Raw genomic sequence first — 26,356 nt, 5'->3', positions numbered from 1 at the left:
GTCCATGCAGGTCATTCGGATCAAGGGAGCTTCCCAGCACAATCTCCGGCACATCAGCCTGGACATCCCCCGGGACAGGCTGGTCGTCGTCACGGGGGTGAGCGGCTCGGGGAAATCCTCCCTCGCCTTCGACACGATCTACGCGGAGGGCCAGCGGCGCTACGTGGAGTCCCTGTCGGCCTACGCCCGCCAGTTCATCGGACAGATGGACAAGCCGGACGTGGAGTCCATCGAGGGGCTCTCGCCGGCCATCGCCATCGAGCAGCGCGCCGCCACCCAGAATCCGCGCTCCACGGTGGGCACGGTCACGGAGATCTACGACTACCTGCGCCTTCTCTTCTCCCGCATCGGCACTCCCCACTGTCCCTCCTGCGGCCGGGAGATCCGCTCCCAGACCATCGACCGGATGATGGAAGCCGTCTTGGACCGGCCGGAGGGGACCCGCCTCACGGTCCTGGCTCCCCTGGTCCGGGGACGGAAAGGGGAATTCCAGAAGGAGTTCCGAAAGCTCCAGAAGGACGGCTTCGTCCGTGTCCGGGTGGACGGCGGGATGCATGATCTGACGGATGCGATTCCCCTGGACAAAAACCGCCGCCACGACATCGACGTCGTGGTGGACCGTCTTGTGCTCCGCGAGGGAGTGCGAAAGCGGCTCCGGGACTCGCTGGAAATCGCCTCCCGCCTGTCCGACGGCCTGGTCCGGATCGCCCCCGCCGGAGAGGAGGAGATCCTCTTCAGCGAGAAGTACGCCTGCCCGGAATGCAACATCGGCATCCCCGATCTCCAGCCGCGCCTGTTCTCCTTCAACAGCCCCTACGGCGCCTGCCCCGACTGCACCGGCCTGGGAACCCGGATGTATTTCGACGAGGAGCTGGTGATTCCCGATCCGGAGCTTTCCCTCCGGGAGGGGGCCGTCGCCCCCTGGGCAGGACGACACTCCCTTTCTTTCCATACGACGCTGGACGCCCTGTCCCAGCACTACGGCTTCGACATCAACACGCCCTTCGTCGAGTTGCCCGTAAAGGTGCGGGAGGCGATCCTCCGGGGATCGGGCCGGGAAAAGATCCGGTTCTGGATGGACCGGGGAGGACAGCGCTTCTTCTACAACAAGCCCTTCGAGGGAATCCTGAACCAGCTGGACCGGCGGTATCGTGAAACCGCCTCCAACCACGTGCGGATGGACCTGGCGCGCTACATCAGCCTCCGCGACTGCCCGACCTGCGGCGGAACGAGGCTGAAGCCGGAGAGCCTGGCCGTCCGGGTGGGGGGAATGAACATCGACCAGGTGTGCCGCCTCTCCATCCGGGACTGCTTCGACTTCTTCCGCACTCTCCCGCTTTCTCACCAGGATGCGGTCATCTCCGAGCGGGTCCTCAAGGAGATCCGGGAGCGGCTCCGGTTTCTCCTGGACGTGGGCATGGACTACCTCAACCTGGCCCGCTCCTCCGGAACGCTGTCCGGAGGGGAAAACCAGAGGATCCGCCTGGCCACCCAGATCGGGTCGGGCCTGATGGGGGTTCTCTACGTTCTCGACGAGCCGACGGTGGGACTGCACCAGCGGGACAACCTCCGCCTCATCGCCACCCTGAAGCGACTGCGGGACATGGGCAACACCGTCCTGGTGGTGGAGCACGACGCCGACATGATGCTGTCGTCGGACCAGATCATCGACATGGGGCCCGGTGCCGGCCGCGAGGGAGGCAGCATCGTCTTCCAGGGAACACCCGGGGAGATCCTCCGTTCGGAGGACTCCCTCACGGGCCGCTATCTTTCCGGAGCGCTGTCGATCCCCATTCCCCGGAAGCGGAGGCCTGTCCGGGGGAGGTGGATCGTTTTGGAGGGGGCCTGGGAAAACAACCTGAAGAACATCGACGTCCGCATTCCCGTGGGCGTCTTCACCGCCGTCACCGGGGTCTCCGGCTCCGGCAAAAGCACCATGGTCATCGAGACCCTCCACAAGACCCTGTCCCGGCGGCTTTACCGGCACCAGGGCTCGGCCGTCAAGGTGCGGCGCATCGTGGACCTGGGCGGGATCGAGCGGGTCATCCTGATCAACCAGCAGCCCATCGGACGCACCCCCCGGTCCAACCCCGCCACCTACACCGGTGTCTTCAACCCGATTCGGGATCTCTTCACGGGGCTGCCGGAATCGCGTGTGCGGGGTTACAAGCCGGGCCGTTTCAGCTTCAACGTCCGGGGAGGGCGCTGCGAGGCCTGCGAGGGAAACGGGCTGATCAAGATCGAGATGCACTTCCTCCCCGACGTCTACGTCACCTGCGAGACCTGCCGCGGACGGCGGTTCAATGCCGACACCCTGGACATCCGCTACAAGGATCAGAGCATCGCCGACGTGCTGGACATGACGGTGAATCAGGCCATCGACTTTTTCACAAACATCCCGGCCATCCGCTCGAAGCTCCAGCTCCTGATGGACGTGGGGCTGGGCTACATCCGCCTGGGGCAGTCGGCCACCACCCTGTCCGGCGGCGAGGCACAGCGGATCAAGCTCTCCCGCGAGCTGGGCAAGCGGCCGGAAAGCAACACCCTGTACATCCTCGACGAACCCACCATCGGGCTTCATTTCGCCGACATCCAGAAACTTCTGGATGTGCTGATGCGCCTCGTGGACATGGGAAACACGGTCGTCGTGATCGAGCACAACCTGGACGTCGTCAAGTCCGCCGACCACATCATCGATCTCGGTCCTGAAGGCGGGCCCGGCGGCGGGGAAATCATCGCCGCCGGAAGCCCCGAGGATGTCGCCCGGGTCGCCCACTCCTTCACGGGTCAGTTCCTCAAGGACATCCTGAAAACCGCCGGCTGACCGGGAAGGGACGGCCCATCGGACAAAGGCCGATGCGGCCTCTTCGAACTTTCCCCGCGCCTCTCACACGGCATCTCCGATGCATCCCGCACCGGTCATCCTCACGGACATCCCTCCCTGCTCCGTAAGATAAATCGGATACCTCCCGATTGTTGTCTTGAGGCCGTTCGCTTATCCTGGCATCGAAAAAAAAGAGGAAAGGAAACGAGCCATGACAATGATTCTCCCCGAACGGATCGAGTTCAACCCGCAGAAAGACCTGCTCGGGAAGATGACCGGGCACGTCGAAAAAACCACCGGCAAGGGAAGGCTGGGTCGTCCGACGGGCGGATGGGCCTGAAACCCGGGACCGGTACAATAAACCATCTTGGAAAGAGAGACGGGAGGAAAGAGCCATGAAGAAGACGAAAGAGAGGAAAGTGAAAGGCTGGAAGGAGATCACAAAGGACTGGGTGGACCCGATGGCCACACCCATCCGCTGGACTCCGTAACGGAACGCACCCGGGCATCCGCCCGGCGGTCAGGAAAGAGAGGCCGTATCGAACGAACATGCACGAATTCCCTTCCTCTCTTTCCATGCGGGCGGGGTGGCGACACCCCGCTCGTTGCGGACCGTACCGCCGGTGATCCGGCGGAAAAGGAAACAGAAAAGGCAGAATAGAAGGAATTTCAGCGTAAGACAGCACGGAAGGCCAACAGAGATCGGACAAAGGCTGATCCAATGGTGGTTTTTTGTCCTGTTTTTTTGTTTTCGCATATCCGATGCCATCTTCGGACCCCACCTGATTGCATCCATCCGGACGAACCTGTACGTGAAGTCCACCTGCAGTCTGCAGCCGGGAAGAAGCGAACCATCGCCTTTCCCGGATGATCATATTTATCGGGCCACGGGAGACCCACCCCGCAGGAAACGGTCTCCCGGAACGGACCCGGGACGCCTTCCAGCCGCTCCGCGGCGGTGAGGATGCGGCCCGGCCTGATGGTTCCTTCTCCTGGATCGCAACAGGAGGGGGGTTGCTATGCGCCGACAGCCCGTCGAGCGCAAGGAGAGGCCCTCTATGAAAAAAACGGAATGGAACGAAGGATCGTCGGCCCGCCGGAAAACATCCGGCCAGGGAAAAGAAGGTAAAGGTAAGGGAAAAAAGGCGCTTGTGAAAGCCGTTGCCGAAATGACGGCCCGGAGGGGCCAGGCGGATTTCGCATCCGACCTGCACCGGGACGCCGTCCGGTGCATCGTCAACAATCAAGTCCCGTAATCCCTGTGGAACCGTACCGGTGAGACCCCCCCGTCGCGATTCACCGCGTCGGGGGTTTTCTTTTCAGATGCACTCCTCCAGGGGAAGAACGAAACACCGCACGCCGGCCCTGGGACGCTCCTCCTTCAGCTGATGGGCAATGCAGGTAACGACGTGGATCTGCTCGTCCGGAACGGCCAGGATCAGAACATTGTTCCCCCCGGGCCAGACGTGGGTCCCCAGCTTGGGCTCCGAATCGGGCCCTTCGCCGTGTACCGCCTCCATCTTCGTATAAGCCCGGATGCCCGCCTTCTTGAAGCGAGCGACGACATACTCATCGGCTTCCCGTGAATAGACGATCAAAAACATCTTCATGACGGAGCCTCCCCTTTTTCCGGACGGATCTGCCGGCGCTCCCGGATTTTCCGGGTCCAGTCGTCAAACAGGTCATAAGCGGCGGGAACCACCACCAGCGTCAGGAAAAGCGACGTCAGGAGCCCGCCGATGACGGTGATGCCCATGGGTGCACGGGTTTCCGCGCCTTCCCCGACCCCGAGGGCCACCGGGATCATGCCGAAGACCATGGCGAAGGTGGTCATGAGGATAGGCCGGAGCCGCACGGGCCCGGCCTGGAGGATCGCCTCCCTCCTGGACATGCCGCGCTCCCGCAGGGTGTTCGTGTAGTCCACCAGCAGAATGGCGTTCTTTTTCACCAGTCCCATGAGGAGGATGATCCCGATCAGGCTATAGATGCTGATGGTGTTCCCCGTCAGGAGGAGGGCGCCGAAGGCCCCGATGAAGGACAGCGGCATGGACAGGAGCACCGTGAAGGGGTGGATGAAACTCTCGAACTGGGCCGCCAGGATCATGTAGGCCATGATGATCCCGAGGATCAGCGCGAAGATCAGGTAGCGGAACGATTCCCCCATGGTCTCCGCCGGTCCCTTGTATTTCGCGGAGTAGTCGGACGGCAGGACCTTGCTCGAAATGGCATTCAGCTCCACCATGGCCTCGGCCAGGGGCTTTTTTTCGAGGCCGGCATAGACAATGGTCGCCCGCTGCCGGTCGACGCGCTGGATGGTGCTGGGCCCTCCCCCCTCCTGGAAGCTGGCCACGCTGGCCAGTTCCACGAGCCGGCCGTCCCGTCCCCGTACATAGATGTTTCCCAGATCGGAGGGATTCGACCGGTCCTCCGAGTTGAGGCGGACACGGACATCGAAACGCCGTCCCCTCTCCTCGTCCTTGTATTTCGTGATGTCCACCTCGCCGCTGACCAGGATGTTGACGGCCTCGGCGATGGAGCTCACGGATACGCCCAGGTCCGCCGCCTTGTCCCGGTCGATGAAGACCTTCACCTCAGGCTTCCCCGCCTCGATGGACGTATCCACGTCCACGATGCCCGGCAGCTTGGAGAACTCGGACGTGATCTGACGGGTATAGGTCTGCAGGTCCGCAAGGCTGGTCCCGCGGATGGCGTACAGGATCGGCACGTTGCGGATGCCGCCGCCGATGAGGGACACGTCCTCGGCGGTGCCCTTGAGGCCCGGGATTGTCCGCATGTTCCGGCGGATCTCCGCCTTGATCTCTTCCTGGCTCCTCTTTCGATCGGCCTTGGGATACAGGGTCACGAAGGCGACGGCCTTGTTCACCTCCCCGACGCCTCCCGCGCCCATACCCTGAATGTAGAAGAGGGACCGGACCTCCGGCAGCTTGCGGACCATGTCCTCGGCATTCCGGAACATTTCATCCGCACGGTCGACCGAGTAGTCGAAGGGAGCTTCCAATCGCACCAGGAACTGGCCCTGATCCTCGGGAGGGACGAATTCCTTTCCGATGAAGCGGGTGATGAACAGGCTGAAGACGAACAGGCCGAGGGCCAGCAGCAGCACCAGTCCCCGGTGGTTGATCGCCATCTCCAGAAGCGATCGATACCACGTTTCCGTCTTCTTGTAGCCGGTTTCCAGGATGTCCCCGGCCCTCCGAAACCATGCCAGTTTCGTTTTCCATCCAGCGAACCGCCCCGACGCCGGCTGCTCCTGCCGGTCCCGGGACCGATGAAGCTGCTTCAGGTATAGTGACGCCAGCATGGGGGTCATCGTGAAGGAGACGATGAGGGAGACCGAGACGGAGAAGACGACGGTCAGGGCGAACTGGAGGAAAAACCGGCCGATGATGCCCTTCATGAAGGCCACCGGCAGGAAGATGACGATGATGGCCAGGGTCGTCGCCATGACGGCCAGGCCGATCTCCGACGTGGCGAAAGCGGCTGCCTCCCGGGGCGGCATGCCCTCCTCCACATGGCGGTAGATGTTCTCGATGACGATGATGGCATCGTCGATCAGAAGACCCACGGAGAGCGTCAGGGCAAGCATCGTCATGTTGTTGAAGGTGAAGTCGAAGGCCCTGAGCAGGGCGAATGTGGCGATGACCGAGACCGGGAGGGCCACGGCGCTGATCAGGGTCGTCCGGACGTTCCGGAGAAACAGGAAAACTGCGAGAATCGCGAGAATCCCGCCGAGAATCAGGTGCCCCTGGACTTCGTTGATGGAACGCTTGATGAAGGTGGACTGGTCGAAGGCGTAGTTGAGCTGAAGTCCCGGCGGCAGGTTCTTGTTGATGACGGCGACTTCCTTCTTGATCCGGTCGATGACCTCCACCGTGTTGGTTCCCGACTGCTTCTGGATTCCCATGCCGACGGCGGGGACCCCGTTGAACCGGACGATGGACCGCTTCTCCTGCTGGCCATCCTCCACCCGGCCGATGTCCCGGATCCGGACAGGCGCCCCCTTGGAGTAGGCGACGATCAGGTCGCCGAAATCGGCGATCCGCGGGAATTCTCCCTTGATCTTGACGGCGTATTCCTTGGTTGCGGTCTCGATCCGCCCGCCGGGAAGCTCCATGTTCTCGCGCTTCAGGGCGGCGGCCACGTCGCCGGGGGCCACCTGGTAAGCCCGGAGCTTGTCGGCATCCAGCCAGATCCGCACCTCTCGCAACTGGAGCCCCCCGATCCGCAGGGCACCTACGCCGGGGATGCGCTGGATCTGGTCTTTCAGGACCTCGTCCAGGTAGGTGGAGAGCTCGCGGATGCTCTTCTGCCCGGAGAGGTTGACCCACAGGACGGGGTTCGCGTCGGGATCCACCTTCCGGATGATCGGTTCGTCGATATCCGAGGGCAGCTTGGAGCGGATCATCGAGACCTTCTCGCGAACGTCCTGAACGGCCAGGTCGATGTCGCGCTCCAGGACAAACTCGATGGTTACGCTGGACACGCCCTCGCGGCTCGCGGACGTGATGGTCTTGACGCCCTCGATGGTGTTGACCGACTCCTCGATCTTGTCCGTCACGTCGACATCCATGACCTCGGGACTCGCGCCCTTGAGGACGGTCGTCACGCTGACGATGGGAAATTCGACCTTCGGAAACAGGTCCACGCCGATTTCAACATAGGAGACCAGCCCCAGGAGCACCAGGGCCATGATGAACATGGTGGCGAAGACGGGACGCTTGATGGATGTATTAGCGAGCCACATTCACCTTCACTCCGTCCGCCAGGGTGTTCTGACCCACGGTGACCAGATGCTCGCCCCCCTGGAGACCTTCCAGAACCGCCATGGACTCGCCGTACTTCGCACCGATCTGGATCTTCACTTCCCGGGCCCGGTCGCCCTCCACGAGGAAGACCTTCTTCAGGGTGTTTTCATAGAGAATGGCCGTGATCGGGATGATGACGATGTCCCTGGGCGGTCCCGTGTAAATCGTTACCCGGGCGAAGAACCCCGGTTTGAGAAGCCCTTGGGGATTCGGGATCTGGGCCTCCGCCTGGAGGGTCCGGGTCTTCTCGTCGAGGCTCGGGTAGATGCTCATCAGCCGGCCCGTGAAGGTCTTGCCGGGGAAGGAATCAACACGGAAATCCACCTCCTGGCCGAGCTTGAGGCTGCTGACGTCCTTTTCCGGGACTGAAAAGGACAGCTTGATCGGGTTGGACTGGACGATCCACAGCATGGGCGTCCCGGTGCGGACGAAGTCTCCGGCGGTCACCCGCTTCTCCCGGACCGCACCGGCCATGGGGGCCCTCACCCGGCTGCGGCTGTAGCGCTGCCGGGCCAGGGACAGGGCTGCCTGGGCCCGATCGACATCACCCGTCGCAAGGGTGACCCGGGTGGTGACGTCGTCGAACTGCTGCTGCGTGACGAGCTGTTCTTTGTAGAGGGCCTCCTTCCGGGTGTATTCGACCTTCACGTTCGCCAGCGTGGCTTCCGCCTGCTTCAGGGCCGCCTCCGCCCGCTCCAGGTCCAGGCGATAATCGGTTTCGTTGATCTCCGCCAGGACCATACCCTTCGCCACGGAGGACCCCTCCTCCACGAACAGCTTCCGGACGATGCCGTCCACTTCGGGGCTGATGACCACCTCCTGAAACGGCTTCAGGTTCCCCACCGCTTCCACGAAGGGACGGAGAGACTTTTTCTCCACGGTCGCGGTTCGGACATTGATGACTTTTTCGACCGTTTTCGTCTCCTTCTTCTGGCAGCCCGCCACGGAAAACGCTGCCAGCACCAGGACCGCCAGCAGGATCACGCCCGGCCGGCCACCGTGCAAACAGAAGGGCATTCGCATTCCGGGTCCGCATGTCTTCATCCCGTTCATCTCATCCCGCCTCGATACGCCGGTTGGTCTCTGGAATCGGATCATCATTCCCTCATTGCTTCGCGAGCACCGACGGGAGAAGCTCCCCGGTGACCCGTTTCATGCGGAGCCAGGAAACCTGGTAATTGATGGACGCCTCGGCCAGCTTCTGCTCCGCCGTCACGAGCAGCGTATTCGCGTCGATGACGTCGAGGCTGGAGGCCAGACCGAATTCGAATTGCCGCGAGACCGCCTGGAAGTTGTCCCGTGCGAAGGCCGCCTGATCCTGCTGGAACTTGAGGACTCCCTGCTGGGTCACCAAGTCCAGCCGGGCACCTTCCACCTCGACCCCGAGAGTCTTCTTGAAATCCTCGATGGCCAGGTCCGCCTGACGGCTCCTGGCCATTGCCTCCTTGACCTCCGCCACCCGCAGTCCCCCTTCGAAAAACGGGAAGGTGAGCGAAACGGTGGCATAGGCGTTTTCGTTGAGGAAGGAGGCCGTTGCAGGGTCCTGGTAGTTTTTCTGGTAGACGCCGCTTACGGCCACCGACGGCCAGTAGCCTCCCCGGGCATACCAGACCTGCTTGTCCGCCGCGGCTTTCTGGATCTCCAGCGCCCGGAGCTCGGGCCGCCCGTCGAGAGCCTTCCGGAGCAGTTCGTCCACCGGCGGGATATCCCCTGCTTCACCGGTGCTTTCCTTCACTCCGACGGGCCCCTTGACTCCCAGGACTCTGGCCAGGACGGCCTTCGTCAGGTTCAGGCCGCTTTCCGCCCGGATCCGGTCGGCCCGGGCGCCCGACAATTCTCCCTCCGCCCGGAGCAGCGCCGTCTTGGTCACCTCTCCCAGACGGAGCCGCCTCTCCGCCAGGTGGCGGTATTTCGCCAGTCTCTCCAGATTGGCATCGGCGATTTCCAGCGTTTTCCCGGCCTTCAGGACGTCGAAATAGGCATAGGCCGTCTGGAGCAGCATTTCGTCCCGCGCGGCGTCCAGATCTTTCCGGCTCTTGTCGATGTTGTCCCCGGAGATGCTCAGGGCCATGAACTCCCGGCCGCTCAGGGAAAAGGCCTGGTCCGCCCGGACACCCCAGGTATTTGCCTCGTCCGGTTGCGCCAGCGCCCCGGAGGAGGTGGTCTTCCTTCCCGAATACCAGGTCTGTCCGCCGTAGGCCGTGAGTTTTGGGATCAGGACCGCCCAGGCCTTCTGCCGCGTCGTTTCGGCAATGACGACATTTTCCTCGGACAACCGGATCTTCTCAGAGTTGCGAAGGGCTGTGCGGAAGGCCTCGTCGAGGCTGTAATCGTCGGCGAAAACCGGGAAGGAACCGGCTGGAAGGAGTAGGACGGCCAGCAACATACAGACAAGACAGGCTCTTTTCTTCATCGCTGCCCCCTGGAAGATCACCCCGGAGCGTCCCGCCCCGATGCCCGCCGGAGCCGCATGCATGGCGGCCCCCGAGGATTCAAAATGAATTAGAGACCCTCATACAAGGGCACATTCCTTGTCAAGCGGAAATCACGCAAAGTCCCGGCTCCACGGGGTCCCGGACAGGCCCGAGACGGCCTATCTTGTAGTCTTTTTATTGACTTTTGGGCATTGAATTGATAAAGTAAACGTTCCAAAAAGAAGGTGACAGGTAAAGCAGCATGTTCAAGGTTGGAGACATCGCCGTGTACCCGGCCCAGGGGGTCGGAGTGATCGAAGCCATTGAAAATCGTGAGGTCATGGGTAGCAGGCAGCTCTTCTACGTCATGAAAATCATGGGAAATGGCATGAAGATCATGATTCCGCTCCACAGCGCCAAGTCTGTCGGTCTCCGGGAAGTGGTCCCGGCGGCGGACATTCCGAAGATCTACGCCATCCTTCGCAACAAGGACGTCTCCATCGACAAGCAGACGTGGAACAAGCGGTACAGGGAATACCTCGAAAAGATCAAGACCGGCTCCGTCTTCGAGATCGCCCGCGTACTGCGGGACCTCCTCATTCTCAAAACGGACAAGAATCTCTCCTTCGGCGAGCGGAAGATGATGGACACTGCGAAGAATCTCCTGGTCAAGGAGATCTCGGTGGCCACCAAAGCGGAAGAAACGAAAGTGGAACAGGATCTTCAACGGTACTTTACCCTTCAGTAGCCATGAACCGCATCGAGATGAGCAGACCATCCACAAGGCTGCCTGAGACTGCTTTGCATTCAGGCGTCACTGCCATTTCCGCACAGCGGACCGGGGTCTGGTCTGACCTTCCGGCCTCCGTCCCGGCCGTTATCCTGAAGACGATCATACCCCCGTTTACAGCGGGGAAACCGCACCGATGCCCTGAGGCCGGTGCAAAACCGGTTCCTCCTTATCCTCACGATCATTCCCGGGGAGGAGGAGTGTTCCGGGGTGTAAAAACCAGCCGGAAAGGAGGTGAACGCATTGATCACAAGGCTGTTTTTGATACTGGCGTGTTCTGTAAGCGGATATTTCATTGCTTATCTGTCATTCGACGGATTATGGCAATCATTCTTGGGAGTCATAGCAGGATTATTCACGGCCCTCTTTGTAATCAAGATCGAACAGGACATCCGGAAAGTATCCCTGAAGGTCATCATGGGCGGCGTGATCGGTATGGTCATTGGTTTGCTGATCGCGGTCATCCTCGCCTATGGACTGAATTTCGTGGGGAAAATCCAGGAAAATCAGCAGATACTCCCCTGGGTCTATGTGATTCTGACCGGAACGTTGGGATATCTGGGCCTTGTCCTTGGCTCCAAGAAGGTCGAAGAATTTTCCTTCATGGCAGGTGGTGCTGCGAAGGAGCCTGCTGACTACCGGATCCTGGACACGAGCGTCATCATCGACGGCCGGATCGCCGACATCGCCGAAACGGGTTTCCTGGAAGGACGGCTGGTCGTACCGCGCTTTGTTCTCGACGAGCTGCAGTACATCGCCGATTCATCCGACTCGCTGAAGCGCTCCCGGGGACGCCGGGGGCTGGATATCCTCAACCGGATGCAGCGTACCGGCGGCATCACCATCGACGTGGTGGACCAGGATTTTCCCAAGATCAAGAGCGTTGACGCCAAGCTGGTCGCCCTGGCGAAAAAGTCGGACGGCAAGATCATCACCAACGACTTCAACCTGAACAAGGTGGCCGAGCTCCAGGGCATCAAGATCCTGAACGTCAACGAACTGGCCAATGCCCTCAAGCCGGTGGTCCTGCCCGGCGAGATGATGACCGTCAAGGTGATCAAGGAAGGCAAGGAACAGGGCCAGGGCGTCGGATACCTCGACGACGGGACCATGATCATCGTGGACAACGGCCAGAGGCACATCGGATCCACGGTGGACGCGGTGGTCACGAGTGTTCTGCAGACAACCGCGGGACGCATGATCTTCTCGGAGTTGAAGGCCCCGGCTCCGGACAAGAAACCCTATCCGTCATCCAACCGGACGTAGAACCGGCCCGGGGAACTTCCCCGGGCTTTTCTTCGTCGTGAAGCCGGGCCCCCGGATGCCCCGGGATGCGGCCCGCAGCAGCACCTGGAAGGGAGGTCCGTGGCTCCCGGAAGACACCTGAAAGGCGGGATCGCACCGCCGCAGAAAACCATCGCCATCATCCCCGCCGGGGGTGCCGGGCGCCGGATGGCTGCCGGGCAGGCCAAGCAATATATCCGCCTCCGGGGGCGGCCCATCCTCGCCCATACGCTCCAGGCCTTTGAGGATTCCCGGCTCATCGATGAAATCATCCTGGTGGTCCCCGAAACGGACGTGCCCCGGGTCCGCCGCAATATCGTGGATGCCTTCGATTTCAAAAAGGTTACGGCAGTGATACCGGGAGGCAGGGAGCGGCAGGATTCGGTCCGCAACGGCCTCGGCTCCGTCGGGGATGACTGCCGGGTCGTCGTTGTTCATGACGGCGTCCGACCGTTCCCGTCATTCGGGCTCATCCGCCGGGTCGTCGAGGAAGCCCGCCGGGGAAGAGCCGCCGTCGCAGGCGTTCTCGCCAGCGACACGGTAAAGCGGGCAGACCCGGACGGGATCGTGCTGGAAACCCTGGACCGACAGGAGCTCTGGCTCATCCAGACGCCCCAGGCATTTCCTGTGGCCATGCTGAAGGAGGCTTACCGGAGAGCCTGCGACGAGAACTACTATGGTACAGACGACGCCTCCCTGGTGGAGCGAGCCGGCTACCCCGTCGTCATCATTCCCGGCGATTCCCGGAACATCAAGATCACGACCCGGGAAGACCTGGCCCTGGCGGAGCACATCCCGGCGCCTGTCCGGAGGAGGAGCGGAAGGTCATGAAGGTCGGCTGCGGATACGACAGCCACCGCCTGGTCGAGGGAAGGCGCCTCGTCCTGGGCGGGGTCGAGATTCCCTTCGAGAAGGGGCTCCTGGGGCATTCCGACGCGGATGCCCTGCTTCATGCCATCTGCGACGCACTCCTCGGGGCGATCGGGGGTGGAGATATCGGAAGGCTCTTCCCCGACACGGATCCGGCCTACCGGGACATCGCCAGCCTCCGTCTTCTCGATGCCGTCGCCGAAAAAGCCCGTGATACGGGGTACCGCGTCCACCACGTGGACGCCACGGTCATCCTGGAGCGTCCAAAGCTGGCCCCGTTTCTACCGCAGATGGCGGCCAACATCGCCCGGACACTCGAGATTCCGGCCGGAAGCGTCAATCTGAAAGCCAAGACGAACGAGGGGATGGGATTCATCGGCAGGAGCGAGGGAATCGCCGTCATGGCGGTCGTTACGGTCTCAGGGGGAGAAAGACCATGAACTCCGGAAGTCCCCGCGTCCGTTTCGCCCCTTCTCCGACGGGAGACCTGCACGTCGGAGGCGCCCGGACCGCCCTTTTCAACTGGCTCTTTGCCCGTCGACACCAGGGAACCCTTGTTCTACGACTGGAAGACACCGACGCCGTGCGTTCCACCGCGGAATTCGAACGGAACCTGCTGGAGGACCTGGAATGGCTCTCCCTCTCCTGGGATGAGGGACCCGGCGTGGGAGGCCCCTTCGGGCCCTACCGGCAGAGCGAGCGCCTGCCCCTCTACCGCTCCGTCCTGGACGGTCTCCTTCGGGAGGGACGGGTCTACCCCTGCTATTGCACCGACGAGGAGCTGGAAGCCGAACGGGCATCCCGGCTGGCACGCGGCCGACCACCCCGCTACGGCGGCCGATGCCGGGACCTGAGCGACGCGGAGCGCCGGCGGCTGGAGGACGCCGGGAGGCATCCGACCTACCGGTTCCGTGTCCCCACCGGAGAGATCGTCTTCGAGGACCTGATCCGGGGCACAATGCGCTTCCACGCCGGCGATCTCGGGGACTTCATCATTGTCCGGTCCAACGGGCTCCCGGCCTACCAGTTCGCCGTCGTGATCGACGATCACGCCATGCGGATTTCCCATGTCATCCGTGGAGAGGACCATCTTTCGAACACGGCCTCACAGCTCTGCCTGTATGAGGCCCTGGGGTATCCGCCGCCGATTTTCGCCCACCACGGCCTCGTCCTGGGAGAGGACCGGGCCAAGCTAAGCAAGCGGCACGGCTCCACGTCGGTCCGTCAGTTCCGGGAACGAGGCTATCTCCCGGAAGCCTTCTTCAATTACCTGGCTCTGCTGGGCCGCTCCATCGGGAGTGGCGGCGAGGTCATGAGCCGCGAAGCGCTGATCTCTTCCTTCGACCTGACAAGGGCCGGAAAGGGGGGAGCCGTATTCGACGAAGCGAAACTGCGCTGGCTCAACAGCCAGTACCTGCGGGAGTGCCGGGCGGAGCGGCTGGAGGATCAGTTCCGGCCCCTGCTGGAGAAAGCGGGCTATCGTCCAGAGAACATGCCGGACCGAAAGACGCTGGCGGACATTCTTGAGATTCTCAGGGACAACCTGGCCACCCTCGACGACGCCCTCCCCTATCTTCCGGTCTTTCTGGACGAAGACCCGCCCCTCTCGGCCGAGGCCGGATCACTCCTCTCGACGCCGGAAGGCCGGGAGGTCCTTATCGCCCTCCGGGAGGGCCTTCGGGAAGTCGCGGGCGAAGATCCCTGGTACGGGCCGCTCATTCACCGTATCCAGGAGCGGACGGGACAGAAGGGCCGAAAGCTCCTGCTTCCCGTCCGGGCGGCCCTGACGGGCCTTCTCAAGGGGCCGGAACTGGAGAAGATTCTTGGCCGGCTGGGCCGGGAGGCCGCCCTCCGGCGGGTGGATCGCCTTCTGGCATCCTGATGGTCCATACCCGACGGTATGGCTTGTTCCCGCCCGCGGGAACGGCATGATACCGAGAGCCCCTTCCGCATCCTCTCACGATAGATCGCAGATCCATACCTATTTCACATCCCCCTGTTATCGTTACCATATCACAAATCTCGCCCCATTCCTGCAAGACAGAACGTCAACAGCCATGCCTTCTCCCTTCCGCCATGGGCAAGCCCTGGAGACATTCGCTCCGACACAGGGTAGCAGGAACGGACAACAGCGTACCCCCCCTCCCCCTGTTCCCCTGATCGAAGGGATTTGCGGACCGGTACCCCCCCTATCACCCGCCCCATGCGATTTTCCCGATGCCGGCTCAATAATTTCTCTTGATTCTTGAGATTTTCTATGGTATCCGGTGCCATCCTTGATGGGTGGTGGCTTTCCCAATCCATCAGGATGAAGATCATTGATAACGTTTTTGTTTTCTGATCCCGGCTTGTCAAAGCCAGAGGCTGCGGGGTTCCGGCCCGCTTCGGACCGGGGGAAACGCATTTTCGTTGGGATGACGCTGCCGCGAAGGCAGCCTTAAAAAACCAAGAAAGGGGGATGTACAAGTATGACGAAAGCAGAACTGATTGGGGCGATTGCAGGTGAGGCAGGAATCACGAAGGCGGCAGCGGGCAAGGCGCTGGATGCGTTCATGGGCGCCGTGGCAAAGGAACTCAAGAAGAGCGGCAAGCTGGGTCTCGTCGGCTTCGGCACGTTTTCCGTGATCAAGCGGAAGGCCCGCGAGGGACGGAATCCGCAGACCGGCAAAGCCATCAAGATTCCCGCGAAGAAGGTCGTGAAGTTCAAGGCCGGCAAGGGTCTGGGAGACAAGGTGAAATAACGCTCCACCGTTCGAGGATCACAGAATGGAATCCCCGGGAGAATCGTCTTCCGGGGATTTTCATTTTTCATTCCCCCGCGGCAGCCTCCGGCACTCCGGGCGGACCCGCGGGACGAGGGACATGGATCGAACTCCCGCCGTCGCATTGACAGTCCCGCGGCATATCTGCTATAGGGCGGCAACCATTTAAAAATTGCAGAGGTTTTGACGTGACAAAGAAACGGATCCTGAGCGGTATGCGCCCCACGGGGAAACTCCACCTGGGAAATCTGCACGGGGCCCTGGATAACTGGGTTCGTCTCCAGGAACACGGAGACTACGAGTGCTTCTATTTTGTGGCCGACTGGCACGCCCTGACCAGTGAGTACGCCAGCACGGAGGAAATCCGCGCCAATTCCCTGGACATGGTGATCGACTGGCTGAGCGCCGGCCTCGATCCACAGCGGAGCACCCTGTTCATCCAGTCGTCCATCCTGCTCCACGCCGAACTGTTCGTGCTTCTCTCCATGATCACGCCGCTGGCCTGGCTCGAGCGAAATCCGACCTACAAGGAAATGAAGGCGGAACTGGCCCAGAAAGACCTTTCCACGTTCGGTTTCCTGGGCTATCCGGTCCTGCAGGCGGCGGACATCATCCTGTACAAGGCCTACGGCGTACCGGTCGGCGTCGACCAGCTTCCCCACGTGGAGCTGACGCGGGAGATCGCCCGGCGCTTTAATTTCCTCTACCGCGAAATTTTCCCGGTCCCGGAGCCCCTGCTCACGGAGATCCCGAAGCTGCTCGGCATCGACGGCCGAAAGATGAGCAAATCCTACGAAAACTCCATCTATCTGTCCGACCGGGGGGACTCGTTGAAGAAGAAGGTCATGGCCATGTTCACCGATCCGCAGCGACAGAGGAAGAAGGACCCGGGGCGCCCGGAACTCTGCAATGTCTTCACATTTCACCAGCTCTACACGCCGGAGGAGGAGGTGGAGGTCGTCGCCGCCGACTGCCGTGCCGCCGCGATCGGCTGCATCCAGTGCAAAGACCGCCTGGCGGAGCGGATCGCCCAGCGGATGGCCCCCGTCCACGAACGGCAGGAGCATTACCGCAGCCATCCCGAACAGGTGCGTGAGATCATCGAGGACGGCAACGGCCGGGCCCTCCGCGTCGCCTCCGCCACCATGGAGGAAGTTCGGGACGCAATCCGGATCGGCCTCTGAACATGGACCCGCGGGCAACATGAGTTACGAAGTCCGGCTGGACATCTTCCAGGGACCTCTGGATCTTCTTCTGTATCTCATCAAGAAGAACGAGATCGACATCTACAACATCCCCGTTGCCCTGATCACCCAGCAATACCTGGAAACCCTGGAATGGATGAAATCGCTGAACCTGGACCTGGCGGGGGAGTATCTCGTGCTGGCATCCACGCTCCTTTTGATCAAGTCCAGGATGCTTCTGCCGGACGAAACCCCGGAGGGGGGAACCGGCGACGAAGAGGCGGGGGAAGATCCGAGACAGGACCTGGTGCGGCAACTGCTGGAATACCAGGCCTTCAAAGAGGCGGCGATCCACCTGGACGGCCGGCCATGGCTGGAGCGGGACGTCTTCAAGCGGGGGGCCTATCCCGACCTGCCGCCGGTGGGCGTGGAGGAGGAAGAGCTCGCGGAGGTCGGGATCGTCGAGCTGGTGGACGCCTTCCGGCGAATCGTCTCCTCCCTGGAACGGGAGGAGTTGATGCAGATCAACTCCGAGAAGCTGTCCGTCACCGACCGGATCAACGAGATTCTCGAGAAGCTCCGCGAGGCGGGGCAGATCAGCTTCCTGGAGCTCCTGGAGGGAGCCCGGGACCGCCGGCGGATCGTCTATACCTTCCTGGCGATCCTGGAGCTGATGAAACTGCGGATGATCAAGGCCTACCAGACCGGTCCGTTCGGGCCGATCCGGATTTTCCCGGCCGTGGAGGAGGAAGCCGATGGAGCATGACAAGGCCCTGATCGAGGCCCTCCTGTTCGCCGCCGAGACTCCGGTCACCCTGGAGCGGCTGCGGGAGGTTCTCGACATGCCGAGAGAGGCCGTCCAGGCAGCGGTCCTCGAGCTGATGCAGGAATACCAGGAGCGGCGCGGCGGGTTCACCCTGGAGGAAGTCGCGGGGGGGATCCAGTTCCGGACCCTTCCGGAATACGGAACCTGGATCCGGAAGATGAAGGGGCGCGGCCCCGCCTCCCTGTCGCCGGCGGCCCTGGAGACCCTGGCAGTGGTCGCCTACCGGCAGCCCATCGTCAAGGCCGACATCGACCGGGTTCGCGGAGTCGATGCCGGTGGAACCCTCAAGGGCCTGGTGGAGAAGAAGCTGGTCCGGATCGTCGGAAGGAAAGACGTGCCGGGAAAACCCATCCTGTACGGGACCACCCGCAGATTCCTGGAGATCTTCGACCTCCAGGATCTCTCCGAGCTGCCGACCCTCCGGGAATTCGGCGAGCTGGCCGAGTAGACCCCATGGCCGAAGAACGCATCCAGAAGATTCTTGCCCGTTCCGGCATCGCCTCGCGCCGGAAGGCGGAAGAGATTGTCCTTGAGGGACGCGTCACCGTCAACGGCGAGGTTCGCCGTGAACCGGGATCCCGGGCGGATGCCGTGAAGGACGACATCCGAGTGGACGGCCGGAGGATCCTGCCGGAGGAGACCCTGGTCTACCTGATGCTCCACAAGCCGGCGGGAACCGTGACCAGCCTCAGGGATCCCGAGGGACGACCGGTCGTGCGGCACCTGCTGGAAGAGCGCTTCGAGCGCCTGTTTCCCGTGGGGCGGCTGGATTACGACTCTGAAGGTCTCCTGCTCATGACCAATGACGGTCAGTTCGCCCTGCGGGTGGCCCACCCCCGTTACCGTGTCCCGAAGACATACCGGGTCAAGGTGCGGGGCTCCCTGTCACCGAAGGCCATAAGGAAACTGGAAGCGGGCATCGATCTTCCCGACGGGCGGTTTGTCCCCGAAGCGGTGGCCATGGAGGGGAAGAATCCCAAGAGCACCTGGATCCAGATCGTCGCCACGGAGGGCAGAAACCGCGTCATCCGCAGGGCCATGGAGGAGCTGGGCTACCCCGTCCAGCGACTGATCCGCATCGCCGTCGGAGGAGTCCAGTTGGGAAACCTGGAGGCGGGAACCTCCAGACCCCTGAAGACGAACGAGATCCGTCAGTTGCTCTCCTATGCCGGAAAGCCCGCCGGGGCGGAGAGCCCCCCCGGGCCGGCCGGGCCGGTGAAGAAAGCCCCCCGCCCGCGGACCTCCCCCGGCCTGCGGGGAGGGACCGGACACCGGAGAGAAGGGGCGGGACGTACCGCGGGCGGACGCTCGCGGATTCGACGGACCGGCGGGACCGATTGAATGCGGAAAAACGAGGAAAGCGGGTGTGGCGGCGACACAAAATTCGCTTGACATTCCGGGAAAAATCAATAATAGTCGCCAAAAAAATAAAACATATCCCCAAGTTATTCAATTCATCCCACAATCTGCAAGGCTTGAGCACTCATCAGAAGGAGGTTTTATGAATAAGTCCGGTCTTATTGAGGCACTGAGCAAGAGGGAAAATCTGACGGAGAAAAAGGCAACCGACGTCATCAACCTGATTTTTAAAGGTTTTACCGATGAGCTGAAGAAAAGCGGCCGCATCGAGATCCGCGGGTTCGGCAGTTTCGTCGTGAGGAAGTACGAGGCCTATACCGGACGAAATCCCAAGACCGGCCGAAGCATCCAGGTGTCGCCGAAGAGATTGCCCTTCTTCAAGGTGGGAAAAGAGCTGAAGGAACGGGTGGACGAGCAGGAATAATATCAAATTTTCAAGGATTTCCAGCAATCCACGAATACTCGTATCAACGGGAGGGGGTCGTTCATCGATCCCCTTTTCTATTCCGGTATGCGACACGTTTCGCTTGTGCACATTCTGCTTTTCGTCGTCACCTTCGCCACGACGCTCCTGGCGGGCGCCCTGCAGCAGGGCGTGAATCCGCTGGAGGACCCCCTTTCCCTGTGGCGGGGCCTTCCGTTTTCCCTGACCCTGCTGTTCATCCTCGGTGCCCACGAGTTCGGCCATTACGCCATGGCACGGCGCCACGGCATCGACGTGACGCTGCCCTATTTCATCCCCGCGCCGTCCATCATCGGCACCTTCGGAGCCTTTATCAAGATGAAGACGCCCATTCCGGACAGGAGGGTCCTCCTGGATGTCGGTGCCGCCGGCCCCCTGACGGGGCTGATCGTCTCCGTGCCGATTCTCCTGGTCGGCCTGTATCTCTCCGAAGCGACCTCCGCCGCCCCGGAGGGCCAGGGCATCGCCCTGGGAAGCTCCCTCCTCTTCAGCCTGCTGACCTGGCTGGTTCACGGCTCGACGCCGGACGATCTGAACCTGATCCTCCACCCCGTGGCCTTTTCCGGCTGGATCGGCTTGCTGGTAACGTGCCTGAACCTGCTCCCGGTGGGGCAGCTCGATGGGGGGCACGTGGCCTATGCCGTCCTGGAGCGGAGGCAGAAGCACCTGTCCGCCGCCGTCGTGGCGTTTCTCCTGATCCTGGGTTTCACTGGGTGGATGGGCTGGCTTGTCTGGGGGGCGATTCTCGTCGTCCTTGGGATCCATCATCCGCCGGTCCTGTTCGACTGGATCCCCCTGGACCGGCGGCGCCGCGCCATCGGCTGGATCACCCTGGGATTGTTCGCGGCAACGTTTATTCCCATTCCATTTCGTGATTTCTAAGCCATCATTCCTTCTTCCCGAAAGCTGAAGAACCGATTCTCCCCCACAATCAGGTGGTCGTGGATGAGGATGTCCAGGGCCCTGGCCGTCTCCTGGAGCGTCCTGGTCAGCCGGACGTCCGCGTCCGAGGGCTGGACATAGCCCGACGGGTGGTTATGGACCAGAATCAGCGCCGACGCCTTTCGCTTGAGTGCATTCTCGAGGACTTTCCGGGGGTAAACGACGGCCTGGTTGACGATGCCCTCCTGGATCGTCTCGATGTCGATGATCCGGTTCCGGGCGTCCAGGTAGACGACGGAGAAGCGCTCGTCCTTCAACCCCCCCATGCTGGCCCGGCAGTAGTCCAGGAGTTCCGACGTGCAGGTGATCTGGGGCTTTTCGACGGCCTTCTGGCGAAGGTACAGGGAGGCCAGGTCCTTGACAAGCTTCAGGAGGATCGCCGTGTGGGGGCCGATGCCTTTCCGGGCCACCAGGTCCGCCGGATCGGCGTCCAGGATCGCCCGGAAACAGCCGAACTCGGCCAGCAGCTCCTTGGCGAGAGGCTTTACGTCCCCCTGGGGAATTCCATAAAAAAGGAGCAGTTCCAGCGCTTCGTATTCATGGAACGCATCGAGGCCCGCCTCGGCATACCGTTTCTTCAGGCGCCGGCGATGCTCTTTGTAATGGGGTTCGTCAGAGGAGAGGGGCATGAATACCAAAAACGCAAGGCCGTTTTCCGGCTGGGCCTCCACTCCGTTCCGCTTCGTGGATGGAAGCCGGCATCATGGTTGCGGAACGGCATCCCCCCTGCTGACGGAATGACTGCAGAGGGGATGCCCGTCCCTTCCGGTTCTCACTTCAGGTTTTCGTTCACGAAATCCCAGTTCACGAGCTTCTCGATGAAGGCCGCCAGGTAGTCGGGACGCCGGTTCTGGTAGTCCAGGTAGTAGGCGTGCTCCCAGACGTCGATCGTCAGGAGGGGCTTCTGGCCGTGTGCGACGGGTGTGTCGGCATTGGCCGTCTTCGTGATCTTCAAGGCCCCGCCGTCCAGGACCAGCCATGCCCAGCCGCTGCCGAACTGGGTCGCCCCGGCGTTCTTCAGCTCCTCGACAAACTTCTCATAGCTTCCCCAGGCCGCCATGATCCTGTCAGCGACGGCTCCCGACGGCTTCCCGCCCCCGCCGGGCTTCATGCACTTCCAGTAGAAGGAATGGTTCCAGGCCTGAGCGACGTTGTTGAAGATGCCCGCCTTGGCGGCGTCTCCGGCGATCTTGCGGATGATCTCCTCCGGGGCCAGATTCTCCAGCTCCGTTCCAGCCAGGAGCTTGTTGCCGTTGTCCACGTAGGCCCGATGGTGCTTTCCGTAATGGAATTCGAGGGTATTCGCGCTGATGACCGGCGCGAGGGCGTCTTTTGCATAGGGCAGATCCGGCAGTACGAGTGCCATGGGGAATACCTCCTTTCGTGATGGTGAATCCGATGGGCCGCTTCCGGGCCGGAAGCGGTGCGTGGATTTCTGTATAGCAGCGAATTCGGTTTCCCGCAAGAAATGGGAGGGAGCGCCGCTCCCCTGTGCATCACGTCTCCTGCATGGCCCGCTGACCCTCTTCCCGGCCTCGATGTTCCGCCTCTGTGAATGCTTCCTGCGGCGCCACGCCGCGTCGCTTCCTCCCGAGCCACATGTAATACAGGATCAGGAACAGGCTGCCCATGGCAGCCGGAAGGGCCGCCTCGCGGCCGAAGAGCGACAGGGCCAGTCCGCCGGTCAGGCCGTAGTTCTTGAGTGTCCCCAGGAGCACGAGGCTGATCCGTGTCTCTTCCTTCACGTGAAAGAGCCTGGCAACCCGATCTGCGAGGAATCCGAGCACGAAGGTGGTCGTGAAGAGAATCGCCGCAATCGGAATCAACACCTCCGGGTTCCGGAAGAGGATGTCCCGGTTTAGGCCCGTGATGGCGTAAATGACCAGGAAGAATCCCCAGTCGGTCAGTGGGCCCCGGACGGGACGGATCCGGAGGTGCCATCCTTTGATGAGGATCAGGCGCGAGACCGCCAGGGGGAAAACGATGAGAACCAGGACATGCTGAACCAGGACAGAGGGATCCGCAAGGCTTCCTCCCAGCAGTGCGCCGAGCATCAGCGGCATCAGGACAAGCCCGCCCAGGTACCCCCCGACGGTCCCGACCAGCGAGAGGAACAGGTCCCCCCGGAGGCTGGACGCAAAGGGAATGATCGCCACCGCCGGCGGGACGGCCGCCATGAGGACGAACCCCTTCCACAGCAGGTCCTCCTGGACCAGCCAGGCGGCCAGAAGGACGATGACGTTGCCGAGAACGAGGTAATTCAGGAATATGCCCGCCAGGGAGGGCGCGATCAGTTTCCCGGGCCGGCGAAACAGGTCGTTGGAGATGCCCAGCAAAGACACGGTGAGCACGACGGCCAGGGCCGGAAGGATCAGCGGCCGGATCCACTCCGACGGCCCCGGGACGGCCAGCCCGAAACCGACCGCGAGAGCGAAAATGACGTTCCGGTTTGCCAGGAGCGATCGAAGACTAGGAATGGCGCACCTCCGCATGTCAGGGGGACGTCTTCTCCCCGGCCCCTCCCTCGCGCCGGCGAAGAGCCAGACCCGCCGCCAGAAAGAGAATGTTGACGAAAACGATCGTGGCCCCCGAGGGCAGATCCAGGGCAAAGGAAACCAGGATCCCCGCCAGTACCGAAAGAACGGCAATCGCCGCCGCCGCCGCCATGGTGGCCCGGAAGCTCCGGGTTACCTGGAGCGCCGTCACGGCCGGCAGGATCAGAAGGGCCGAGATCAGAAGAACACCCACGACCTTCATCGACAGGACCACCGCCACCGCCGTCAGCAGGCCGAAGACCCGGTTGATCCATTCCACCCGGATGCCCGAGGCCCGCGCCGAGTCCTCGTCGAATGTCACCGAAAGCAGTTCCTGGTAGAACAGGGAAACCGCCGCCACGACGGCAACGGAGAGAACGACGGAAACGGCGACATCCAGGGGACCGATGGTCAGGATGCTCCCGAAGAGAAAACTGAACAGGTCCACGTTAAATCCCCCCGCCAGGCCGGCGATGAGTACGCCTCCGGCAATTCCAACGGCGGAGACGATGCCGATGGCGGCATCCCCGTACATCTTCGTCTTTTCCGCCAGTTTCAGGATCCCCAGCGCGGCGGCCATGACGACGGGAATGGAGACATAAAGCGGGTTCCACTGGAGCCAGAGGGCCAGGGCCGCACTGCCGAAGGTGGCATGAGCCAGCCCGTCTCCGATCAGCGACAGGCGGCGCAAAACCAGAAAGACCCCCAGGACCGCGCACAGGACCGCAATGAACGAACCGGCGAGGAGCGCCCGCTGCACGAATCCGAAAGACAGCCATTCCATCCAGCTCACGGTTTTCTTCCCTCCCGGCAGTTCATTTCCCGGCCTCCCCGAACCGGTGTTTCATCCCGGACCCGGCGGCCGTACCCGGCGAAACGGGATACGGCACCAGCCCGTCGCCTGCCGGAGCCCCGTGGCGGTGGCAGATGACATGCTGGGAGAAGGCCCCGAAGATGCGGGTCACGTCTTCGGAATGGCAGAATTCCTCATACGTACCGTAAAACACGATCCGCTTGTCCAGGTAAAGAAGCTTCGAGCTGTACCGGCCGATGGTCCCAAGGTCGTGGGTCACCATGACGATGGTCACCTTCCGTCCGGCGTTCAGGTCCGCCAGGAGTTGGAAGAAGCGGTCCCGAACCTCCGGGTCGAGGGCGGAGGCGGGCTCGTCGAGGATCAGGAGATCCGGATCGTTGACGAGGGCTCGGGCGATCAGGACCCTCTGCTGCTGGCCCCCGGAGAGCTCTCCCACAGGCCGGTCCCGAAGATCGGCGATGTCCAGCCGATCGAGAGCCCGTCCGACGGCCTCCCGGTCGGAGCGCCCGAGGACCCTGGGAAATCGCTTCCCTGCCAGCCGGCCCAGGGCGACAACCTCCCGCACCGTGGCGGGGAAGCGGGGCCCCACGAAGGCCGCTTTCTGGGGCAGATATCCCACCCTCATCCAGTCCCGAAATCCCGCGACAGACCGCCCAAAGAGCCGGATCTCCCCCTGCTTCGTATCGAGCAGGCCCAGAAGAAGCCGGATCAGGGTCGTCTTCCCCGAGCCGTTCGGCCCTACCAGTCCCACATAATCCCCCGTTCTCACGGAGAAATGAAGATCTTCCAGGATATCCGCACCGTTGTATCGGAACGTAAGGCCACGGACGTCGAGAACGTCTATGGACATGACAGGCCTCGCTTGAGGTTTTCCAGGTTTCTTTCCATCAGATCGAGAAACGTGACGCCCTTCTCCATATCCTCCCGGCTGATGTTGGCGGCCGGGTGCAATGTCAGAATAGCGGCTCCCGTTTCCCGGGACACGGCCTCGGCAATTTTCGGACTGACCAGTTCCTCCTGGTAGACAGCCGTCAGGCCATGCCGGCGGACCGTTTTGGCAAGCCGCATCAGGTCCCGGGGAGAAGGTTCCGCGTCGGCGGTGAATCCCGGGTAGGCCGTATGGTATTCCAGTCCGTAGCGATGGGCCATGTATCCGAAGGCAAAGTGGCCCCCGTGGGCGATGACCTTTTTCCGGCAGGACGAGAGCGTCTCACGGTATCTCCGGTCCAGGGCCAGGAGCTTTTCCCGGTACGATGCGGCGTTTCGGCGATAGAAGTCGCCGTTACCGGGATTCCCCTCTGCCAGGGCGGTGGCGATGGAGTCCACGATCCGGATGTCGTTTTCGAAGTCGAGCCAGACGTGGGGATCCACGTTCGCGTCGGCATGACGGTGCCCCTGTTGGGCACTCCCCTCGTGATGATCGTGATCCTCATGTCCTGATTCACCCCGCCGCAGGGTGATCCCCCGGCTCGCATCGACGATCCGGAGATGCTTCCGGTCCAGTCCCGCCAGAATTCGCTCCGCCCAGGGCTCCATGAACTTGCCCGTGTAGATGAAAACAGCCGCCTGCTGAATCCGGGCGACATCCCCGGGCCGGGGCTCGAAAGCATGGGGCTCCACCCCCGGGGGCAGGAGCAGCGCCGCGTGAACCCGGTCCCCGCCGACCTGGCGGGCGAAATCGTACAATGGGAACAGCGTCGTCACCACTTCCGGTTTTCCCGGTACCGGTCCCGTATCGCCGCCCGGACGGCAGGCAATCGTCAGCAGGAAAAGGGATAAACAGAGGATCCCGATGGTGATGACGGCGATCCGTCCGCGCTTTCCGACTGGTTTCATGAAATGTCCTTTCCTTCTTCTTTCCGGACCGTTCCCGCCGCCACCCGATCCGCCGGGTCCGCGGCGGGAAGCCCCGAAGGCTCCGGAGGCCCGGCTGCCAAGCGGCAGTCGGAGCACAGACCGAAAAACTCCAGCGTGTGATGCAGTATCTGAAAACCCTTGGTCTGGCCGATGTCGGCCTCCAACTCCCGCAAATCCCCCTCCAGGGCCACTTCCTCCGCCCGCTTGCAGTTCATGCAGATGACGTGGTGATGGTGCGTATCCGGACAGAGCCGGTACCGGACCGTCCCGTCGCCGAAATGGATCTCATGGACGATGCCGCGGCCCTTGAGGAAGGAAAACTCCCGGTAAACCGTGGTCTTGTTCACCCTGAGCCCCCGCGCGGCGAGAGCCCGGCGGAGGTCGTCCGCCGACAGGAGCACGCGGCTGGCAGACAGGATGTCCAGGACGGCCCTCCGGGTCCGGGTGATCCGGCAGCCGGAGTCCTTCAAATTTTCCAATAATGAAGCGGTTTCCATGGGGTGCACATTTAACGCAACCAGGTTGCGTTTGTCAAGATTCATTCGGAATTGACCCGGACCGGCTTTTCCCGTATTTGTCAGCCGTCTGATTTTCCAAGCCGAACAAC

Annotated in this window: 26 protein-coding genes; 15 read left to right on the top strand and 11 right to left on the bottom strand. The window is 62.2% G+C overall.

Annotated elements, in window-relative coordinates:
- Positions 1 to 4: 4 nt before the first annotated feature.
- The 3 genes from uvrA (at position 5) to PLO63_14475 (ending at position 4,080) form a co-directional block, all read left to right on the top strand.
- Complete coding sequence (gene uvrA / locus PLO63_14485; GenBank protein ID HOI75349.1) at positions 5 to 2,824, top strand: excinuclease ABC subunit UvrA; 2,820 nt, start codon at positions 5 to 7, stop codon at positions 2,822 to 2,824.
- A gap of 211 nt (positions 2,825 to 3,035) precedes the next feature.
- Positions 3,036 to 3,164, top strand: a complete 129-nt coding sequence (locus tag PLO63_14480) for a hypothetical protein (protein HOI75348.1) — start codon at positions 3,036 to 3,038, stop codon at positions 3,162 to 3,164.
- A 718-nt stretch (positions 3,165 to 3,882) separates the two neighbouring features.
- The gene (locus PLO63_14475; protein ID HOI75347.1) at positions 3,883 to 4,080 is read left to right on the top strand and encodes a hypothetical protein; all 198 of its coding nucleotides are present in this window, start codon (positions 3,883 to 3,885) and stop codon (positions 4,078 to 4,080) included.
- A 63-nt stretch (positions 4,081 to 4,143) separates the two neighbouring features.
- Here PLO63_14475 and PLO63_14470 read toward each other — a convergent pair whose 3' ends face one another.
- From PLO63_14470 to PLO63_14455, 4 genes are all read right to left on the bottom strand, one after another.
- Positions 4,144 to 4,434: a hypothetical protein gene (locus PLO63_14470; GenBank protein ID HOI75346.1), complete on the bottom strand. Its 291-nt coding sequence runs from the start codon at positions 4,432 to 4,434 to the stop codon at positions 4,144 to 4,146.
- Positions 4,431 to 7,589: an efflux RND transporter permease subunit gene (locus PLO63_14465; protein HOI75345.1), complete on the bottom strand. Its 3,159-nt coding sequence runs from the start codon at positions 7,587 to 7,589 to the stop codon at positions 4,431 to 4,433. Before PLO63_14465 ends, PLO63_14470 begins: the two co-directional genes overlap by 4 nt.
- Positions 7,576 to 8,667, bottom strand: coding sequence for an efflux RND transporter periplasmic adaptor subunit (locus PLO63_14460; GenBank protein ID HOI75344.1), 1,092 nt, complete (start codon positions 8,665 to 8,667; stop codon positions 7,576 to 7,578). Before PLO63_14460 ends, PLO63_14465 begins: the two co-directional genes overlap by 14 nt.
- Positions 8,668 to 8,755: 88 nt before the next feature.
- Positions 8,756 to 10,063 carry a TolC family protein gene (locus PLO63_14455; GenBank protein HOI75343.1) on the bottom strand — a complete coding sequence of 436 codons (1,308 nt, stop codon included), beginning with the start codon at positions 10,061 to 10,063 and terminating at the stop codon, positions 8,756 to 8,758.
- 263 nt (positions 10,064 to 10,326) lie between these two features.
- On the opposite strand from PLO63_14455, the gene PLO63_14450 reads away from it, so the two are divergent.
- The 12 genes from PLO63_14450 (at position 10,327) to PLO63_14395 (ending at position 20,484) form a co-directional block, all read left to right on the top strand.
- On the top strand, positions 10,327 to 10,812 hold the full coding sequence (locus PLO63_14450) for a CarD family transcriptional regulator (GenBank protein HOI75342.1): 486 nt from the start codon (positions 10,327 to 10,329) through the stop codon (positions 10,810 to 10,812).
- A gap of 375 nt (positions 10,813 to 11,187) precedes the next feature.
- A complete protein-coding gene (locus tag PLO63_14445; GenBank protein ID HOI75341.1) occupies positions 11,188 to 12,120 on the top strand; it encodes a PIN domain-containing protein in 933 nt (310 codons plus the stop codon).
- A 99-nt stretch (positions 12,121 to 12,219) separates the two neighbouring features.
- Positions 12,220 to 12,969: a 2-C-methyl-D-erythritol 4-phosphate cytidylyltransferase gene (ispD, locus tag PLO63_14440; GenBank protein HOI75340.1), complete on the top strand. Its 750-nt coding sequence runs from the start codon at positions 12,220 to 12,222 to the stop codon at positions 12,967 to 12,969.
- Positions 12,966 to 13,448, top strand: a complete 483-nt coding sequence (ispF, locus tag PLO63_14435) for a 2-C-methyl-D-erythritol 2,4-cyclodiphosphate synthase (GenBank protein HOI75339.1) — start codon at positions 12,966 to 12,968, stop codon at positions 13,446 to 13,448. Before ispD ends, ispF begins: the two co-directional genes overlap by 4 nt.
- On the top strand, positions 13,445 to 14,890 hold the full coding sequence (gene gltX, locus PLO63_14430) for a glutamate--tRNA ligase (GenBank protein HOI75338.1): 1,446 nt from the start codon (positions 13,445 to 13,447) through the stop codon (positions 14,888 to 14,890). The genes ispF and gltX overlap by 4 nt, the downstream gene beginning before the upstream one ends.
- Before the next feature lie 586 nt (positions 14,891 to 15,476).
- The gene (locus PLO63_14425; GenBank protein ID HOI75337.1) at positions 15,477 to 15,749 is read left to right on the top strand and encodes an HU family DNA-binding protein; all 273 of its coding nucleotides are present in this window, start codon (positions 15,477 to 15,479) and stop codon (positions 15,747 to 15,749) included.
- 209 nt (positions 15,750 to 15,958) lie between these two features.
- Positions 15,959 to 16,954, top strand: a complete 996-nt coding sequence (gene trpS / locus PLO63_14420) for a tryptophan--tRNA ligase (GenBank protein ID HOI75336.1) — start codon at positions 15,959 to 15,961, stop codon at positions 16,952 to 16,954.
- Between the two features lie 19 nt (positions 16,955 to 16,973).
- Complete coding sequence (locus tag PLO63_14415) at positions 16,974 to 17,720, top strand: segregation/condensation protein A (protein HOI75335.1); 747 nt, start codon at positions 16,974 to 16,976, stop codon at positions 17,718 to 17,720.
- A complete protein-coding gene (gene scpB, locus PLO63_14410; protein ID HOI75334.1) occupies positions 17,710 to 18,228 on the top strand; it encodes an SMC-Scp complex subunit ScpB in 519 nt (172 codons plus the stop codon). Before PLO63_14415 ends, scpB begins: the two co-directional genes overlap by 11 nt.
- A gap of 5 nt (positions 18,229 to 18,233) precedes the next feature.
- Complete coding sequence (locus tag PLO63_14405; protein ID HOI75333.1) at positions 18,234 to 19,121, top strand: pseudouridine synthase; 888 nt, start codon at positions 18,234 to 18,236, stop codon at positions 19,119 to 19,121.
- Between the two features lie 160 nt (positions 19,122 to 19,281).
- Complete coding sequence (locus tag PLO63_14400) at positions 19,282 to 19,563, top strand: HU family DNA-binding protein (GenBank protein HOI75332.1); 282 nt, start codon at positions 19,282 to 19,284, stop codon at positions 19,561 to 19,563.
- Positions 19,564 to 19,668: 105 nt separating this feature from the next.
- Positions 19,669 to 20,484, top strand: a complete 816-nt coding sequence (locus tag PLO63_14395) for a site-2 protease family protein (protein HOI75331.1) — start codon at positions 19,669 to 19,671, stop codon at positions 20,482 to 20,484.
- Here PLO63_14395 and radC read toward each other — a convergent pair.
- The 7 genes from radC to PLO63_14360 all read right to left on the bottom strand — a co-directional run bounded on the left by radC (position 20,481) and on the right by PLO63_14360 (position 26,228).
- Positions 20,481 to 21,173 (bottom strand): DNA repair protein RadC, encoded by a 693-nt coding sequence (gene radC, locus PLO63_14390; protein ID HOI75330.1) that lies wholly within the window; start codon positions 21,171 to 21,173, stop codon positions 20,481 to 20,483. The two genes, PLO63_14395 and radC, sit on opposite strands and share 4 nt — an antisense overlap.
- A gap of 143 nt (positions 21,174 to 21,316) precedes the next feature.
- Positions 21,317 to 21,910 carry a superoxide dismutase gene (locus tag PLO63_14385; protein ID HOI75329.1) on the bottom strand — a complete coding sequence of 198 codons (594 nt, stop codon included), beginning with the start codon at positions 21,908 to 21,910 and terminating at the stop codon, positions 21,317 to 21,319.
- A 130-nt stretch (positions 21,911 to 22,040) separates the two neighbouring features.
- Positions 22,041 to 23,036, bottom strand: coding sequence for a hypothetical protein (locus PLO63_14380; protein ID HOI75328.1), 996 nt, complete (start codon positions 23,034 to 23,036; stop codon positions 22,041 to 22,043).
- Position 23,037: 1 nt separating this feature from the next.
- Positions 23,038 to 23,862 (bottom strand): metal ABC transporter permease, encoded by an 825-nt coding sequence (locus tag PLO63_14375; GenBank protein ID HOI75327.1) that lies wholly within the window; start codon positions 23,860 to 23,862, stop codon positions 23,038 to 23,040.
- A gap of 31 nt (positions 23,863 to 23,893) precedes the next feature.
- Positions 23,894 to 24,742, bottom strand: coding sequence for a metal ABC transporter ATP-binding protein (locus tag PLO63_14370; GenBank protein ID HOI75326.1), 849 nt, complete (start codon positions 24,740 to 24,742; stop codon positions 23,894 to 23,896).
- A complete protein-coding gene (locus PLO63_14365) occupies positions 24,733 to 25,728 on the bottom strand; it encodes a metal ABC transporter substrate-binding protein (protein ID HOI75325.1) in 996 nt (331 codons plus the stop codon). Before PLO63_14365 ends, PLO63_14370 begins: the two co-directional genes overlap by 10 nt.
- The gene (locus PLO63_14360; protein HOI75324.1) at positions 25,725 to 26,228 is read right to left on the bottom strand and encodes a Fur family transcriptional regulator; all 504 of its coding nucleotides are present in this window, start codon (positions 26,226 to 26,228) and stop codon (positions 25,725 to 25,727) included. The genes PLO63_14365 and PLO63_14360 overlap by 4 nt, the downstream gene beginning before the upstream one ends.
- Between the last annotated feature and the right edge of the window lie 128 nt (positions 26,229 to 26,356).

It is taken from the genome of Syntrophales bacterium (assembly GCA_035363115.1).
Classification (GTDB): Bacteria; Desulfobacterota; Syntrophia; order Syntrophales; family PHBD01; genus PHBD01.
This window is presented reverse-complemented; position numbering and strand designations above follow the sequence as displayed.

Coding starts and splice junctions, on each gene's coding strand:
- gltX (HOI75338.1), top strand. CDS start 13,445: ATGAACTCCGGAAGTCCCCGCGTCCGTTTCGCCCCTTCTCCGACGGGA.
- PLO63_14400 (HOI75332.1), top strand. CDS start 19,282: ATGAATAAGTCCGGTCTTATTGAGGCACTGAGCAAGAGGGAAAATCTG.
- PLO63_14480 (HOI75348.1), top strand. CDS start 3,036: ATGACAATGATTCTCCCCGAACGGATCGAGTTCAACCCGCAGAAAGAC.
- ispF (HOI75339.1), top strand. CDS start 12,966: ATGAAGGTCGGCTGCGGATACGACAGCCACCGCCTGGTCGAGGGAAGG.
- radC (HOI75330.1), bottom strand. CDS start 21,173: ATGCCCCTCTCCTCTGACGAACCCCATTACAAAGAGCATCGCCGGCGC.
- scpB (HOI75334.1), top strand. CDS start 17,710: ATGGAGCATGACAAGGCCCTGATCGAGGCCCTCCTGTTCGCCGCCGAG.
- PLO63_14465 (HOI75345.1), bottom strand. CDS start 7,589: ATGTGGCTCGCTAATACATCCATCAAGCGTCCCGTCTTCGCCACCATG.
- PLO63_14380 (HOI75328.1), bottom strand. CDS start 23,036: ATGCGGAGGTGCGCCATTCCTAGTCTTCGATCGCTCCTGGCAAACCGG.
- PLO63_14450 (HOI75342.1), top strand. CDS start 10,327: ATGTTCAAGGTTGGAGACATCGCCGTGTACCCGGCCCAGGGGGTCGGA.
- PLO63_14365 (HOI75325.1), bottom strand. CDS start 25,728: ATGAAACCAGTCGGAAAGCGCGGACGGATCGCCGTCATCACCATCGGG.
- PLO63_14470 (HOI75346.1), bottom strand. CDS start 4,434: ATGAAGATGTTTTTGATCGTCTATTCACGGGAAGCCGATGAGTATGTC.
- PLO63_14375 (HOI75327.1), bottom strand. CDS start 23,862: ATGGAATGGCTGTCTTTCGGATTCGTGCAGCGGGCGCTCCTCGCCGGT.
- PLO63_14475 (HOI75347.1), top strand. CDS start 3,883: ATGAAAAAAACGGAATGGAACGAAGGATCGTCGGCCCGCCGGAAAACA.
- PLO63_14405 (HOI75333.1), top strand. CDS start 18,234: ATGGCCGAAGAACGCATCCAGAAGATTCTTGCCCGTTCCGGCATCGCC.
- PLO63_14460 (HOI75344.1), bottom strand. CDS start 8,667: ATGCCCTTCTGTTTGCACGGTGGCCGGCCGGGCGTGATCCTGCTGGCG.
- PLO63_14415 (HOI75335.1), top strand. CDS start 16,974: ATGAGTTACGAAGTCCGGCTGGACATCTTCCAGGGACCTCTGGATCTT.
- PLO63_14455 (HOI75343.1), bottom strand. CDS start 10,063: ATGAAGAAAAGAGCCTGTCTTGTCTGTATGTTGCTGGCCGTCCTACTC.
- PLO63_14425 (HOI75337.1), top strand. CDS start 15,477: ATGACGAAAGCAGAACTGATTGGGGCGATTGCAGGTGAGGCAGGAATC.
- PLO63_14370 (HOI75326.1), bottom strand. CDS start 24,742: ATGTCCATAGACGTTCTCGACGTCCGTGGCCTTACGTTCCGATACAAC.
- PLO63_14385 (HOI75329.1), bottom strand. CDS start 21,910: ATGGCACTCGTACTGCCGGATCTGCCCTATGCAAAAGACGCCCTCGCG.
- uvrA (HOI75349.1), top strand. CDS start 5: ATGCAGGTCATTCGGATCAAGGGAGCTTCCCAGCACAATCTCCGGCAC.